This window comes from Rhodococcus sp. UNC363MFTsu5.1, assembly GCF_000686785.1.
Classification (GTDB): domain Bacteria; phylum Actinomycetota; class Actinomycetes; order Mycobacteriales; family Mycobacteriaceae; genus Rhodococcus_G; species Rhodococcus_G maanshanensis.
Map to the genome: position 1 here is coordinate 40,855 of NZ_KK366016.1, position 13,716 is coordinate 54,570.

At 69.8% G+C, this 13,716-nt stretch carries 13 protein-coding genes and 1 pseudogene; 5 read left to right on the forward strand and 9 right to left on the reverse strand.

Annotated elements, in window-relative coordinates; translation table 11 throughout:
• Positions 1–60 precede the first annotated feature (60 nt).
• From BR31_RS0126310 to BR31_RS0126320, 3 genes are read right to left on the reverse strand one after another with little or no spacing between them, the layout of a single operon-like run.
• Complete coding sequence (locus BR31_RS0126310) at positions 61–1,185, reverse strand: hypothetical protein (RefSeq protein WP_027503553.1); 1,125 nt, start codon at positions 1,183–1,185, stop codon at positions 61–63.
• 41 nt (positions 1,186–1,226) lie between these two features.
• Entirely contained in the window at positions 1,227–1,856 is a 630-nt protein-coding gene (locus tag BR31_RS0126315) for an MBL fold metallo-hydrolase (RefSeq protein ID WP_027503554.1), read from the reverse strand.
• Positions 1,853–2,941, reverse strand: a complete 1,089-nt coding sequence (locus BR31_RS0126320) for an S-(hydroxymethyl)mycothiol dehydrogenase (protein WP_027503555.1) — start codon at positions 2,939–2,941, stop codon at positions 1,853–1,855. Before BR31_RS0126320 ends, BR31_RS0126315 begins: the two co-directional genes overlap by 4 nt.
• A 213-nt stretch (positions 2,942–3,154) precedes the next feature.
• On the opposite strand from BR31_RS0126320, the gene BR31_RS0126325 reads away from it, so the two are divergent.
• Both BR31_RS0126325 and BR31_RS0126330 read left to right on the forward strand, forming a co-directional pair.
• Positions 3,155–3,556, forward strand: coding sequence for a VOC family protein (locus BR31_RS0126325; protein ID WP_027503556.1), 402 nt, complete (start codon positions 3,155–3,157; stop codon positions 3,554–3,556).
• 172 nt (positions 3,557–3,728) lie between these two features.
• Positions 3,729–5,855, forward strand: a complete 2,127-nt coding sequence (locus BR31_RS0126330; protein ID WP_442970258.1) for a thiamine pyrophosphate-dependent enzyme — start codon at positions 3,729–3,731, stop codon at positions 5,853–5,855.
• A gap of 3 nt (positions 5,856–5,858) precedes the next feature.
• Here BR31_RS0126330 and BR31_RS0126335 read toward each other — a convergent pair whose 3' ends face one another.
• The 3 genes from BR31_RS0126335 to BR31_RS0126345 are packed head-to-tail and all read right to left on the reverse strand — an operon-like array spanning position 5,859 to position 7,952.
• Positions 5,859–6,524: a cyclase family protein gene (locus tag BR31_RS0126335; protein ID WP_027503558.1), complete on the reverse strand. Its 666-nt coding sequence runs from the start codon at positions 6,522–6,524 to the stop codon at positions 5,859–5,861.
• A 31-nt stretch (positions 6,525–6,555) separates the two neighbouring features.
• The gene (locus BR31_RS0126340; RefSeq protein WP_027503559.1) at positions 6,556–7,053 is read right to left on the reverse strand and encodes an HPP family protein; all 498 of its coding nucleotides are present in this window, start codon (positions 7,051–7,053) and stop codon (positions 6,556–6,558) included.
• A gap of 29 nt (positions 7,054–7,082) precedes the next feature.
• Entirely contained in the window at positions 7,083–7,952 is an 870-nt protein-coding gene (locus BR31_RS0126345; RefSeq protein ID WP_027503560.1) for an alpha/beta fold hydrolase, read from the reverse strand.
• A gap of 94 nt (positions 7,953–8,046) precedes the next feature.
• On the opposite strand from BR31_RS0126345, the gene BR31_RS0126350 reads away from it, so the two are divergent.
• Complete coding sequence (locus BR31_RS0126350; protein WP_027503561.1) at positions 8,047–8,601, forward strand: TetR/AcrR family transcriptional regulator; 555 nt, start codon at positions 8,047–8,049, stop codon at positions 8,599–8,601.
• 15 nt (positions 8,602–8,616) lie between these two features.
• Here the strand turns inward: BR31_RS0126350 and BR31_RS30305 are convergent.
• A pseudogene (locus tag BR31_RS30305) lies at positions 8,617–9,285 on the reverse strand (rhomboid-like protein); the annotation flags it as partial.
• Positions 9,286–9,319: 34 nt separating this feature from the next.
• On the reverse strand, positions 9,320–9,640 hold the full coding sequence (locus tag BR31_RS0126360; RefSeq protein WP_027503562.1) for a GYD domain-containing protein: 321 nt from the start codon (positions 9,638–9,640) through the stop codon (positions 9,320–9,322).
• A 101-nt stretch (positions 9,641–9,741) separates the two neighbouring features.
• Here BR31_RS0126360 and BR31_RS0126365 point away from each other — a divergent pair, with 101 nt between their 5' ends.
• A complete protein-coding gene (locus BR31_RS0126365) occupies positions 9,742–10,563 on the forward strand; it encodes a DUF72 domain-containing protein (protein WP_027503563.1) in 822 nt (273 codons plus the stop codon).
• Positions 10,564–10,619: 56 nt separating this feature from the next.
• Here BR31_RS0126365 and BR31_RS0126370 read toward each other — a convergent pair whose 3' ends face one another.
• Positions 10,620–11,954 (reverse strand): ABC1 kinase family protein, encoded by a 1,335-nt coding sequence (locus BR31_RS0126370; RefSeq protein WP_081830706.1) that lies wholly within the window; start codon positions 11,952–11,954, stop codon positions 10,620–10,622.
• A gap of 243 nt (positions 11,955–12,197) precedes the next feature.
• On the opposite strand from BR31_RS0126370, the gene BR31_RS0126375 reads away from it, so the two are divergent.
• On the forward strand, positions 12,198–13,676 hold the full coding sequence (locus BR31_RS0126375; RefSeq protein ID WP_027503565.1) for a DUF4185 domain-containing protein: 1,479 nt from the start codon (positions 12,198–12,200) through the stop codon (positions 13,674–13,676).
• Positions 13,677–13,716: the final 40 nt, after the last annotated feature.

The window sequence follows — 13,716 nt, forward strand, 5'->3', positions numbered from 1 at the left end:
CTTGTGGGCACACCGGACGAGGGGGTCCGTACCGAACCGGGCGGGCCCCCTCGTCCGATCTCAGCGTCCCGGACGCGCGTGTGTCAGGTGCGACACCGATCCGTTCGCCGGCCACTTCTTCAGGCCCACGCGGTCGGGCGTGACCCGCTTCTTCACGAACCGGTCCTCGAGTTCCGGGTCGGCGGTGCCCGTGAAGCGCCACAGCGCGGTGTCGGTGGTGCGCGAGACCATGGCCCACGACTCGGCGCGGTACACGGCCCGAACGATGTTGTCCGCAAACACGATCACCGGAATCCCGGCCGACTCGCGTACCGCGGTCCCGGCCGCCCACGACTGCCGCGCCATCGCGTAGATCTCTTCCGGCGTCGCGCCCCGCTTGGCTGCGCCCTTCACGTCGACCAGGAAGCACGGCGTGGGCAGGTCGGGTACCGGTTCCGCCTCGTACTGCAGCACCAGGTCGTCGACAGGCACGGCCCTGAGGTCGGATGCGCCGCCGGCGAGGTTGGTGAGGCCGGGGGTCTCGGTCTCCGGCTCGATCAGGCCGAGCACGCCGACGAGCGCCCCGCCGATGCCCTCCGCGGTCCGATCGTCGTCGGCGGACGCGACCCGATGCGCCACGATGTAGTGCTCCACCTCGTGGCCGGAGTCGTAGATGTCGCGGATACGCGTGGTGGTCGCGGCCGTGACCTCGGCTGGGTCCGTTTCCTGGCCCTCGAGCAACCGGCGGCTCTCGGTTTCCTCCAGTGCCGCCCAGACATGGCCGAACACGCGGTTGCCACGACCACTCCCCACGTAGAAGACCGATCGATTGCGTGGATCCAGCAGCGCGTACACGTACACCCCGAGTTGCTCGGTCACCCTCGCGGGCAACGGCTTCGGCGCGGGGCGGGTCTGGTGGACCGCGGTCACGATCAGACGTAGCGCGGCGAGCCGCAAGGCCACCGGGACACCGTGCCCTGCACCGTCGATCCGGTCGAACAGCGCCGCCGATGCCGCGTGAACCGAGGTGAACGTCCGGCCCACGTGTCGCCCGAGGGCCGAGGCCACATCGGCGAACTGCTCCAGCCGCACCCGCGGATCCGCGGATGCGTCGGCCAGGTCGTTGGATGCGAGGAAGGTCTGGACCTCGGGCGAGTGGAGCCAGCGGGTGTTGATGTCGACAGGAACTGTCCAGACGGTAGCCATCCCCCGACTCTAGTGAAGGTCGCCGCGGAGGTAGCCGGTCCCTATGAGCCCGCCCTGATCCACTCCTCGAGATGGGGCGACTCGGTACCGATCGTGGTGCCGTCGCCGTGACCGGTGTGCACCTTCGTCTCCGCAGGCAGTGCGAACAGCTTGTCGCGGATCGAGCCGATGATCGTCGGGAAGTCGGAGTACGAGCGCCCGGTCGCCCCCGGCCCGCCGGAGAACAGGGTGTCGCCGGTGAACAACTCCCCCGCCTCCGGCAGGTACAGGCACGTCGAGCCCGGGGAGTGTCCCGGCGTGTGGATGGCCTGGATGTCGGTGCCCGCCACCGCGATCCGTTGCCCGTCCTCGAGTGTGCGATGCCAGACGCCGGGGTGCGTCATTTCCCAGAGCACGTCGTCGGCCGGGTTCAGCAGGATCGGCGCGTCCAGGCGCTCCGACAGCTCCGGGGCCACCGTCACGTGGTCGTTGTGGCCGTGCGTGCAGACGATCGCGACGACCTTCCTGCCTGCGACCGCGTCGATGATCGGCTGCGCGGTGTGCGCGGCATCGACGATGACCACCTCGGAGTCGTCGCCGATCAGCCAGATGTTGTTGTCGACGTCCCAGGTGCCGCCGTCGAGGCTGAAGGTGCCGGACGTGACGACCCGATCCACCCGCACGCCGCTCACAGCACGACCACCGAACGCAGCACCTCGCCGCGGTGCATGGACTCGAACGCCTGCTCCACCTCGTCGAGCGCGATCCGCTCGGTGACGAACTTCTCCAGCGGCAGCCGGCCCTGCTGGTACAGGTCCACGAGCATCGGGAAGTCGCGTTCGGGCAGGCAGTCGCCGTACCAGGACGACTTCAGCGACCCGCCGCGGGAGAAGAAGTCCACCAGCGGCATCTCCAGCGTCATGTCCGGGGTCGGCACGCCGACCAGGACCACCGTGCCGGCCAGATCGCGCGCGTAGAACGCCTGCTTCCAGGTCTCCGGCCGCCCGACCGCGTCCACCACCACATCGGCGCCGAAGCCCCCGGTCAGCTCCTGCACGGCCTCGACCACGTCGTCGACCTCGGCGGCGTTGATGGTGTGGGTGGCACCGAGCTCGACGGCCCACTCCAGCTTGCGGGGGTCGCGGTCGATCGCGATGATCGTGCCCGCGCCCGCCAGCCGCGAGCCCATGACGGCGGCGTCGCCGACTCCGCCGCAGCCGATGACCGCGACCGAATCGCCGCGCCCGACGTTGCCGGTGTTCATGGCCGCGCCCATGCCCGCCATGACGCCGCAGCCGAGCAGGCCCACCACCGCGGGATCCGCGGTCGGGTCCACCTTCGTGCACTGGCCGGCGTGCACCAGGGTCTTGTCCGCGAACGCACCGATGCCGAGGGCGGGAGTGAGTTCGGTGCCGTCCTCGAGGGTCATCTTCTGCGTCGCGTTGAAGGTGTCGAAACAGTACTGGGGGCGTCCGCGCTTGCAGGCGCGGCACTGACCGCAGACGGCCCGCCAGTTCAGCACCACGAAATCGCCAACCGCGACCGAGTCGACGCCCGCGCCGACGCTCTCGACGATGCCGGCCGCCTCGTGGCCGAGCAAGAACGGGTACTCGTCGTTGATGCCGCCATCGCGGTAGGTGAGGTCGGTGTGGCAGACGCCGCAGGAGGCGACGGCGACGACCACCTCGCCCGGCCCCGGATCGGGGATGGTGATCGTCGCGATCTCGACCGGCGCTCCCTTCGAGCGGGCGATGACACCCCGAACCTGCTGCGACATGGCGTTGTCTCCTTCGAACTCGTGTGGATTCATGGCGGTACGAGCGCCGGGGTCGACGGTAGCCCAACCGCCGTTCGCCGTGCCCGGACCGCGTCGAACGGACATAGTTGGCGGGGACCGATGAGTTTTCCGATCGGCCTTGGTCTAACTCTTCGACGACCTCGGAAGCCGAGGACGCGGCGACGCGTACACACCCGATGACAGGAGCAGACAATGTCCCGAATGCTTTTCGTGAACCTGGCCGTGAAGAACATCGAGGCGACCCGGAAGTTCTTCGACGGGCTCGGCTTCGGGTTCAACGAGACCTTCAGCGACGAGAACACTGCCTCGATGCTCGTCAACGACATGACCACCGTGATGATGCTGTCCGAGGCCAAGTTCAAGGAGTTCATCGCCGACGACATCTGTGACACGTCGACCTCGCGTGAGGCCCTGCTGTGCTTCTCCGCTGAGAGCCGCGAGGAGGTGGACTCGCTGGTCGAGACCGCCATCGCGGCGGGAGGTTCGGCGTGGATGGAGCCGCAGGATCACGGGTTCATGTACGGTCGCGCGTTCCGCGACCTGGACGGGCACGTCTGGGAGGTCATGTGGATGGACCCCGCCGCCATCGGGTGACAGCGGCTACGCCACCTGTGCGCGTGTTTCACCCCACGTGGGGTGAAACACGCGCACAGTTGTCTGCATGGCCGAAGCGATCGATGAGCAGTTCATCGAGACCGTCGCGGCGATGGCGGGCCCGACCACCCGGCGCCCGCCCGCCCCGACGGAACCCGTCCGCGAGGGTTCGATGCTCACCGTCGCCCGTTGCCTGGAGCTCTTCGACGCCCAACTGGGCAGCAGACACCTCGATCTCGCGGCCCGCGTGCTGCGGGCCGGTGGGGCGGGTTTCTACACGATCGGTTCGTCTGGTCACGAGGGCAATGCGGCCGTGGCCGGCGCTCTGCGGCCGACCGACCCGGCGTTGTTGCACTACCGGTCCGGCGGCTTCTTCCTCGAACGCGCGCGGCAGGTGGGCGGCGGCGATCCGCTGCGAGACGTGCTGCTCGGCGTGGTCGCGGCCGCCGCCGACCCGATCTCCGGCGGGCGGCACAAGGTGTTCGGGCGACATGACCTCGCGGTGATCCCGCAGACCTCCACCATCGCCTCGCACCTGCCGCGCGCGCTCGGTGTCGCGTTCGCGATCGGGAGGGCTCGCAGGCTGGGCGTCGATGCACCCTGGCCCGCGGACGCCGTTGCCGTGTGCAGCTTCGGGGACGCCTCCGCCAATCACTCGACGGCGGTCGGTGCGATCAACGCGGCGGCGCTGGGCGCGTACGAGGGGATGCCGCTGCCACTGCTGTTGGTCTGTGAGGACAACGGCATCGGCGTCAGCGTGCCGACCCCCGGTGGCTGGATCGAGTCCGCGTACTCGGGGCGGGCGGGGCTCGAGTACTTCGCCGCGGACGGCTGCGACCTCGCCGACGCCGCCGACGCGGCAACGCGGGCCGCGCACTGGGTGCGCGAGCGCAGGCGCCCGGCGTTCCTGCACCTGCGCACGGTCCGGCTGATGGGCCACGCGGGATCGGACGTCGAATCGGCCTACCGATCTCCCGCGGTGATCGCCGCCGAACAACGCAGGGACCCGCTGCTCGGCACGGCCCGGCTGCTCATCGAGTCCGGCGCCCTGACGCCGGCCGAGGTGCTCGCCCGGTACCAGCGCAAGCGTGACGAGGTACTCACCCTCGCCCGCGAGGTGTCCCTGCTCCCCCGGCTGACGACGACCGCCGAAGTCATGTCGCCGCTGCGCGGGCCGGACCCCGAGCGGGTGGCCGCCGAGGTCGAGATACGGTCCGAGGTGCATTGTCGAACAGAGGTTTTCGACGGATCGCTACCCGAGCAGGCGGGCCGTCTCACCCTCGCGCAGTCGATCAACCGCGCCCTGCTCGACCTCCTCGTCGCCCACCCCGAGGCGATGGTCTTCGGTGAGGACGTTGCGCGCAAGGGTGGGGTCTACGGTGTCACCCGAGGGCTCGCGAACCGGGTGGGTGCCGCCCGGGTCTTCGACACCCCGCTCGACGAACAGACCGTGCTCGGTCTCGCGCTCGGCGCGGGCGTCTCCGGTCTGCTGCCCATTCCCGAGATTCAGTACCTCGCCTATCTGCACAACGCGGAGGACCAGATCCGAGGCGAGGCAACGACATTGGGATTCTTCTCGGTGGGACGCTACCGAAACCCGATGGTGGTGCGGGTTGCGGGCTATGGCTACCAGAAGGGTTTCGGGGGGCACTTCCACAACGACAACGCGGTCGCCGTGCTGCGCGACATCCCCGGTCTGGTGGTGGCCTCCCCCGCCCGGCCCGACGCCGCCGCCGCCATGCTCCGCACCTGCGTCGCCGCCGCGAAAACCCAAGGCGCGGTGTGTGTCTTCCTCGAGCCGATCGCGCTGTACCACGAGCGTGACCTGCACGTGCCGGGGGACGAGGGCTGGCTCGCGCCGTACGCGGGGCCGGACCGCTGGGCCGCGACGCACGTACCGATCGGGAGTGGGAGCACCCACGGGGACGGAACGGATCTGACCATCGTGACCTTCGGGAACGGACTTCGGATGAGCCTGCGGGTCGCCCGGCGGCTGCGTGCGCGTGGTCTCGACGCGCGGGTGTTCGACCTGCGATGGCTGGCGCCGCTGCCGGTGGCTGACCTGCTCCGCGAGGCGCGTCTGACCGGGCGGGTGCTGGTGGTCGACGAGACCCGCAGATCCGGCGGCGTCTCGGAGGGGGTGATCGCGGCGCTCGTCGACGCGGGTTTCGAGGGTCGGATCGCGCGGGTCACGAGCGAGGACAGCTTCGTGCCGCTCGGCGAGGCGGCGCGCCTGGTGCTGGTCTCCGAGGAGCAGATCGAGGAGGCGGCGGTCGGGCTGGTCGGCCGCCGCCGGTGACGGTCAGGTCCGGCCGAGCTCCATCGCGACCGCCCGCACGGGCGCGCCGTCGCCACCCGCCAGCTTCACCGGCAGGATGCTGATCAGGGGGTCGGGGAAGTCGACGAGCTCGAGGTTGCAGAGGTTCTCGGCGATCACGCCGCCGGCGTCGGCGATCAGGTGGTGCGCCGGATAGTCCGTGTCCTCGTCGCCGGATGGGTCGATGCTCGGCGCGTCGAGGCAGAATGCCCGCACCCCGCGCTCGAGCAGCAGCACGCAGGCGTCGGCGCCGAGGAACGGGTGACCGTAGTAGGCGTCGGTGCCGTAGTGCCGGTCCCACCCCGTGTGGATCAGCGCGATGTCGCCGGGCCGCACCGATTCGGCGGGCCCGGCCACCATCGCCGGGGTAATCGACTGCCGGGGCGCCAGTCCGCGCACGTCGATGACGATGCCGCGGCCGACGAAGAGCGACAGGTCCATTCGGTCGATCGGGGTGTCGCCGTCCCGCAGGTGCACCGGCGCGTCGACATGGGTGCCGGACTGGGATCCCATCTCCACGCGCAGGACGTTGTAGCCGTCGCGGGCCACGGTGCAGTGCGGGGTCAGTCTCGGTACCGGGTCGCCGGGGTACACCGGCATGCCGGTGTCGATCGGATGTGACAGGTCCACGATCCTGCGCACCATGTTCATCGGCCTCACCTCCATCGGGTGTCGACCAGTATCACCCGCGCAGCGGGTACTCGAAGCCGGGCACGATCCGCCCTGCCGCCACCGCGGCCACCAGCACGATCGCCACCGCGGGTATCAGGGTGTGCGGGAGGTAGCCGAGTCCCGGGCCGGTGAGCCCGATGCCGCCTGCGCACAGCGCCGCGGGGATGTGTGGCGCACGCAGGATGGCCATCAGCGCGACCGTCGCGACGACCGAGGCCGCGACGGCGGTCTCCGACGGGCCGAGGACCGCGGTGATGGGCAGGGCCGTCGCCGCGGCGGCCGGGTAGGCCCGCAGGATCGCTCCCGGTCTCGCCGGCGGTCCGGAGGGGGCGAGGGCGATCAGGGCGGCCGACGCCACGAACGGCAGCGCGAAGACCGCGAGGCCGAGCAGGTGTTCGGCCGTGGCCAGGGCCGCGATGATGATCAGCGCCGCCGCCGCCGCGCTGAGGGCCGAGGCGGTGGTGCCCCGGCGGGCGATCGTGGCGGAGGCGCTGGTGAGCACGGACATGGGGGCTCCTTCTGGCAAGCGTTGCGGGATCAGAGGTTTCGACGGAGGAAGTCCCGGATCAGGTCGGCGATCTCCTGTCCGTGGGTCTCCAGTGCGAAGTGGCCGGCGTCGAGCAGGTGGATCTCCGCGTCGGGGAGATCGGTCGCGAACGCCTCGGCGCCCGCGGGGCCGAAGATCTCGTCGCCGCGGCCCCAGGCCACCAACGTCGGCGGACGGTGGGTTCGGAAGTACTCCTGGAACGCGGGGTACCCGTCGAGGTTGAACTGGTAGTCCCAGAACAGCTGGAGTTGAATCTCCTTGTTACCCGGTCGGTCCAGACCCGCCTGGTCCGTCAGCCAGGTCTCGGGCGCGATCCGGTCCAGCCGGTCGGCGGGGACGCCGTGGGTGTACTGCCATCGCGTCGCATCGAGCTCGAGCAGTTCGCGGACCGCGGGCTCGTGTTCCGCGCGGTTCTGCGCGTGCGCGAACAGCACGTCCCAGAAGGGGGTGAACCCCTCCCGGTAGGCATTGCCGCTCTGGGTGATCAGCGCGGTGATGCGGTCCGGGTGCTTGGCGGCGATCCGCAACCCGATCGGTGCGCCGTAGTCCTGGATGTAGAGCGCGAAGCGGTCGATACCGAGTCGGTCGAGGAGCTGGTCGGTGATCTCGGCGAGGCGGTCGAAGCTGTAGTCGAACTCGTCGACCGCGGGCATCGCCGAGCGGCCGAAGCCGATGTGGTCGGGCGCGAGCACGTGGAACTCGTCCGCGAGCTCGGCGATCAGGTTCCGGAACATGTGCGAGCTGCTCGGAAATCCGTGCAGGAGAACGAGGGTCGGGCTGTCCGGGTGGCCGGACTCCCGGTAGGAGACCTCGAGTCCATCGATCGTCGCGGTGCGGTGGCGGGTGTCGAAGCTGGACATGGTGGCTCCTGACGTTCATGGGAGAACGAGCGTTCTCCGCTCTGACGTGTACAGTAGAGAACGATGGTTCTCCGCGCAAGTGTCGAGGTGAGAGATGGATCCGGATACCGCAGACGCCCAGCTGCTCGACGCGGCCGAGGCGCTGTTCAACGAGCGCGGCGTGCAGGCAGTCGGGATGGACGAGATCCGCTCGCGCTCCGGGGTCTCGCTCAAGCGCCTCTATCGGCTGTATCCGGCCAAGGACCGGCTGGTGGAAGCGGTGCTGCACAGGCGTGACCTCGCCGTGCAGGAGGAGCTGGCCCGTTTCCTCGACCCGATCGACGACCCCCGCGACCGGATTCTCGGCGTGTTCGACTACCTGGACGACTGGTTTCGGCGGGAGGACTTCCGGGGCTGTACGTTCATCAACACCTTCGGCGAGCTGGGCGGCGGGAATCAGGCCGTCGCCGACATCGCGAAGGCGAACAAGGCGGCGCTGCTCAGGTGTCTGCGCGAGCTCGTCTCCGCCGCGGGCCTGGCGGCGCCGCTGGCCGACCAGCTCGCGATCCTCGCGAACGGGGCGATGGCGACCGCGGCGATCGCCGGCTCACCCCTGCCCGCCCGGCAGGCCAGGGATGCCGCCCGCGTGCTGCTCGACGCGGCGCGCTGACGACCGAAAGGGGCATCACCCCCGCCCGCGGACCCGCCGGTCGATCGCCCGCGCGGCAGCGATCGGGTCCCACACCCCAGGGCGGGCACGAACGAGGGGATAGCAGGCGAGGCCGAGGAGTGCGGCGGTGAGGTGGCCGATGTCGGTGAAGGTGACGCCACCGAGCAGCGGTACCGCGTAGAAGAGGAGCACGCCGGCCAGGTAGACGTAGCGCCAGGGCGCGGCGATCCGATACGTCAGCACCGCCACCACCCCCGCCAGGGCATAGCTGACCCCGTAGTCGAGGGTGTCGACCGCGGACTCCGGGGCGTGACCGTGCTGGATCGCCCAATACAGGACGCCCTCGCTGACGTAGGTGGCGCCGACGTGCGCGATCACGACGACGCCGAGCCACCGCAGCGTGCCGAGCCAGCGTTCGGCGGGCACATGGAAGACGTTGTAGACGACGAAATAGGTGACCCAGCCGCCGCCCGCCAGCCAGAATGCGCTGGTGATCAGCACCCGTACCGGATTCTCGGCCAGGTGGTGCAGGTTGGTCGACCGATCGCCGAGCACGTCGGTCAGCAGGTCCGGCGCGAGGTGGCGGCCCACCACGGACGTCACGAGCAGGATCGCCAGCCAGACGAACGTGCCCGGCGCTCTCCGTACGTAGGCCGACGCGGCCCTCGGGGCCGCGGTGAGGCGCCGAACCCTCGTGGCCGACCTGCCGCCGTGGACGTCAGCGACCTGGCGGACGGTAGCTCGCCGGCCGCTTGGCCGCATCGTCGATCTGCTCGGGGGTCAGCAGGGTGACGGTCACGGTACGGGCCGCGCCGCTCGCCGCGGTGCGGATGCTCAGCGCCGCCGCGGCGACCTCGTCGGGCACCTCCCCGATGACGTAGAGATCGTGGCCGCCGAACGCGAAATAGCAGCTCTCGACGGTCCCACCGACGCTCTCGACCGCCTGCACGATCGCGTCGCGGCGTCCCGATCCGCCTTCGGCGAGGAGGCCGTTGGCGCCATCCTGGGTGTAGCCGACCTGCCACAGATATTTGGGCATGATCATGTCCCTCGGCTCGGTTTCTGGTGCATCCATCGTCCTCCTCTCGCCCTGCGGCCGGTGCGGTATCGGGCAAACCGCAGCGGATCTACGCTCGGCTCATGGCGGAAGTCCGTGTCGGGATCTCCGGATGGACGTATCCCGGATGGCGAGGCGATTTCTATCCCGTCGGCCTGGCGCACCGGCGGGAGTTGGCGTACGCCGCGGCCAGGATGGCGTCGATCGAGATCAACGGATCCTTCTATGCTCTGCAGGCCCCGGAGTCCTTCGCCCGGTGGCGGGACGAGACCCCCGACGGCTTCGTGTTCGCGGTCAAGGGTGGCCGCTACATCACCCACATGAAACGCCTGCGCGACGTGGACACCGCGCTGGCCAATTTCTTCGCGTCCGGCCCGCTCGCGCTGCACGCCAAGCTCGGCCCGATCCTGTGGCAGCTGCCGCCCACGCTCGCGTTCGACCCCGAACGCGTCGCCGGCTTTCTCGCCGCGCTGCCGCGGACCACGACCGACGCCGCTGAACTCGCCGCGCGCCACGACGACAAGGTGCCCGAGGGCATCGCGCTCACCGTCACTGATGCGCCACGCCCGGTCCGACACGCTCTCGAGGCGCGCCACGTCAGCTTCGGCGACCCGGAGGCGGTGGCGCTGATCGAACAGAACGATGTGGCCCTGGTGGTCTCGGACTCGGCGGGCCGATATCCGGTGTTCGACAGGAGCACAAGCGATTTCAAGTATGTACGGCTGCACGGCGATACCGAGCTCTATGCGAGCGGCTACAGCGATCGTGCCCTTGACGCGTGGGCGACGAGGATCGGCGGTTGGCGTGCAGACGGTCTCGACGTGTTCGTCTACTTCGACAACGACGAGCGCGGCCGCGCACCGTTCGACGCCATCGCGCTACGGCGCAGGCTGGGCCCGGGCTGACCGGCCCGGGCTGACCGGCCCGGGCGCCGGCTCCGCGCGGCGGGGACGATCGCCGCTCAGTCGTCGGGCAGCGCGACGCCCGAGGTGGCCACCCGCTCGGCTACCGCCTCGGGGAAGACGTTCCGGAACAGGTAGGGGTCCTTGCCGATCACCCACCCGGGAGCGAGCCGCGTGGCGTACCGCTCGAAGTAGCCGAGCTGCTTGCCGAACAGGACCAGCTCCTCCGGGCTGGCGACTCCCCACTGCTTGCCGAGCTGGACCAGGGCCATGATGAGCGCACCCAGATTCAGTTCGGCCAGGTCGTTGGTGAACACCGGGGCCAGGACGGCGGCGACCTGCATGCCGATCTCGGCGTCGCCCGCCTCGACCTCCGCGGTGTAACCGAGGTCCCGGATGCCGCGCGCCACTCGGGCGAAATCGCCGTCGATGAGGTTGGCGTAGAACATGTCCCGCAGGATCGACCGCCATACCTCCGGCAGCTCACCGACGATGCCGAAGTCGAGGAAGGCGATGCGTCCGTCGTCGAGCGCCCACAGGTTTCCCGCGTGCACATCGCCGTGGAACGGGCCGTGGACGGTGATCGACTCGATCCAGGCCTTGACGCCGCGCCGGATCAGCATCGTGGTGTCGTGGTCGGCGTCGGGGACAAACCGGTCGAGCGGTACGCCGTGCAGCCGTTCCATGCAGATCACGTGGGGGCCGCAGTAGTCCCAGTACACCTCGGGCGCCGTCACGCCCTTGTTGTCGCCGAATGCCCAGATGGCGTCCCGGAACCGGGTCTGCCTGTCGGCCTCGACGGCGCTGTTGAGCTCAGTCATCGTGGCGGCGTGCAGGTCCCGGATGATGGCCGTGGCGTTCGCGATCCGGAAGAACTCGAAGAGTCGCTCGAGCAGTTTGGCGCCGCCATACGCGGTGCGTAGGTCGACGAGCATCCGGTGATAGATGCCAGGCCGCTGCACCTTGATCACCGCCTCGCGACCGTCGGGGAGCACGCAGGCGTGCACCTGCGCGACGGACGCCGCGGCAAGGGGCTCGTCGTCGAAGCTCGCGAAGATCTCGTCGACGCGCCCGCCCAGGTCGCCCTCGATCACCTCCCTGGCCTTTTGCGCGGACACCGGCGGCACGTCGTCGAGACAGCGCAGGCAGGCGTTGGCGAGCGGGGCGGGGAACACCCCGGAGGAGGAGGCCATCAGCTGCCCGAGTTTGACGAAGGTCGGGCCGAGCGCCTCGAAGGCGTTGACCACACCCTCCGATGCGGCGTCGGCCCAGGTCTCGCCGCGCCGCAGGAACGGCTTGGTGAGCACCGCGTATCCCGCGCAGGCGATGATCACCACCCCGACCACAAGGGCGCGCCACAGCTGGGCCGGGCCGAACTTGTTGAGGTCGGGCATGTGGACCGACAGCGCGGCCGCGGGCGGTCCCGACGCGTAGGGGCCGACGGGACTCGAATGGTTGGACTGTGACACCGTTCACCTCGATTCGGGTGCAGCCAGCGTAGGGGTGGTGGCGTTTCCAGTCGACACCCGGCCCGGGAGACGTGGAGTTCTCGCACGTCGATGCTAGATTCCGACGGCAACGTGGTTAGCCCGGTGGCGGGTCTGCGGGCCCGAGCAGTGCTCAACGCGGAGGTGCCATTGACACGCAGGCTTGCCGTCGCAGTCGCGGCCGTGGTGATCGGTTCCTGTGCGGTGGTCTACGCGGAGAAACCGGGTGCCGTCGCCGCTCCGTTGGGGTCGGACCGGACAGGAGCGCAGGGGAGCGGATCCTGTGCCGCCGACCTGGTGACCACCACGGCGGCGTTGCTGCCGGAGAAACTCGAGATCCCGATCCCGGTCCCGGTGGTCACCGCGGTGCCGTTCCCGGCGCCGACGACCACCCCGACCCGGATTCCCGCACAGGCGCTACCGCAGGACACCTGCGTCGATCCCTGCCCCGACCTGACAGATGCGGGGCCTCCCGAGCCCGACACGCTGGCGAAGGCTTTGCGGATCCCCGAGATCGGTCTCAAGTTCCAGCCGTTCCACCTGGGTATTCCGGTGCCTGGGCCGGATCCGGGGCAGCAGGCCGCGCGCCCAGCTCCTGTGTTCCCGCCGACGGAGGCGGCGGCGCACTCGACCCCCCGGCCGACGCCGGCGGTCGGCGCGGTCACCCGGGTCGCGAAGGAGACGGGTGCCGGTTCGATCAACCGCACCGACAAGCGCTGGCAGGTGAACGGCACCGATCTGGGCATCATGTGGGAGAGCGCGCCCGGCGAGGTCGCCGTCGCGTTCGGCGACACGGTCGGCAGGGGTTTCCACCCGCCGGGCGGCCAGGGCGGCGACTGGCGCAGCAACGTGCTGGCCTTCAGTAGCGACGAGAACCTCTCGGACGGTATGAGTTTCGACTCCATGGTGCAGGACGGGCGTTGTCACGCCGCGGAGCTGCTCGGCAGCCGGAAGCTGGACAACGTGGAGATCACCACCATCCCCACCTCGGGTTTCGCGATCGGCGACCGGCAGTACATGAGCTATATGTCCATCCGCACGTGGAACAGCATCCCCGGCACCTGGTTCACCAATCACGGCGGCATCGCCTACTCCGACGACCACGGTCAGACCTGGGTCAAGGATCCGTATGCACGGTGGGACAACATATTCGGGCTCTCCAACTTCCAGGTGAGCGCGATGGTCCCGCAGGGCGGGTACGTCTACATGTTCGGCACCCCCAACACCCGGCTCGGGGACCTGGGGCTGGCCCGGGTGCCGGTCGGGGACGTGCTCAACACGTCGGCGTACCAGTACTGGCAGGACGGGGTCTGGACCCCGGTCGGCGGGCAGGCGGCAGCGACGCCGGTGGTGCGCGGCCCGGTGGCCGAGGTCTCGGTCCGATACGACGAGGTCCGTCGGGTCTGGCAGATGGTCTATCTCGACACCGCCAGGACCGCCATCGTCCTGCGCGAATCCGACTCGCCGCAGGGGCAGTGGTCGGAGCCGGCGCCGCTGGTCAGCGTCACCGAGTATCCCGAGCTGTACGGTGGCTTCATCCACCCCTGGTCGACGGGTGACGACCTGTACTTCACCATCTCGACGTGGTCCGACTACAACGTCTTCCTCATGCGCGCCGAGCTGAACTGAGTCGTCGGATCCCACCCGCCGCCCGGAACTGGCGGGATCG

What these genes read in the sequence shown, in the direction of transcription:
- BR31_RS0126310 (WP_027503553.1), bottom strand. Translation starts at nt 1,185, where the DNA reads ATGGCTACCGTCTGGACAGTTCCTGTCGACATCAACACCCGCTGGCTC.
- BR31_RS0126320 (WP_027503555.1), bottom strand. Translation starts at nt 2,941, where the DNA reads ATGTCGCAGCAGGTTCGGGGTGTCATCGCCCGCTCGAAGGGAGCGCCG.
- BR31_RS0126325 (WP_027503556.1), top strand. Translation starts at nt 3,155, where the DNA reads ATGTCCCGAATGCTTTTCGTGAACCTGGCCGTGAAGAACATCGAGGCG.
- BR31_RS0126330 (WP_442970258.1), top strand. Translation starts at nt 3,729, where the DNA reads ATGCTCACCGTCGCCCGTTGCCTGGAGCTCTTCGACGCCCAACTGGGC.
- BR31_RS0126335 (WP_027503558.1), bottom strand. Translation starts at nt 6,524, where the DNA reads ATGAACATGGTGCGCAGGATCGTGGACCTGTCACATCCGATCGACACC.
- BR31_RS0126340 (WP_027503559.1), bottom strand. Translation starts at nt 7,053, where the DNA reads ATGTCCGTGCTCACCAGCGCCTCCGCCACGATCGCCCGCCGGGGCACC.
- BR31_RS0126345 (WP_027503560.1), bottom strand. Translation starts at nt 7,952, where the DNA reads ATGTCCAGCTTCGACACCCGCCACCGCACCGCGACGATCGATGGACTC.
- BR31_RS0126350 (WP_027503561.1), top strand. Translation starts at nt 8,047, where the DNA reads ATGGATCCGGATACCGCAGACGCCCAGCTGCTCGACGCGGCCGAGGCG.
- BR31_RS0126360 (WP_027503562.1), bottom strand. Translation starts at nt 9,640, where the DNA reads ATGCCCAAATATCTGTGGCAGGTCGGCTACACCCAGGATGGCGCCAAC.
- BR31_RS0126365 (WP_027503563.1), top strand. Translation starts at nt 9,742, where the DNA reads ATGGCGGAAGTCCGTGTCGGGATCTCCGGATGGACGTATCCCGGATGG.
- BR31_RS0126370 (WP_081830706.1), bottom strand. Translation starts at nt 11,954, where the DNA reads ATGCCCGACCTCAACAAGTTCGGCCCGGCCCAGCTGTGGCGCGCCCTT.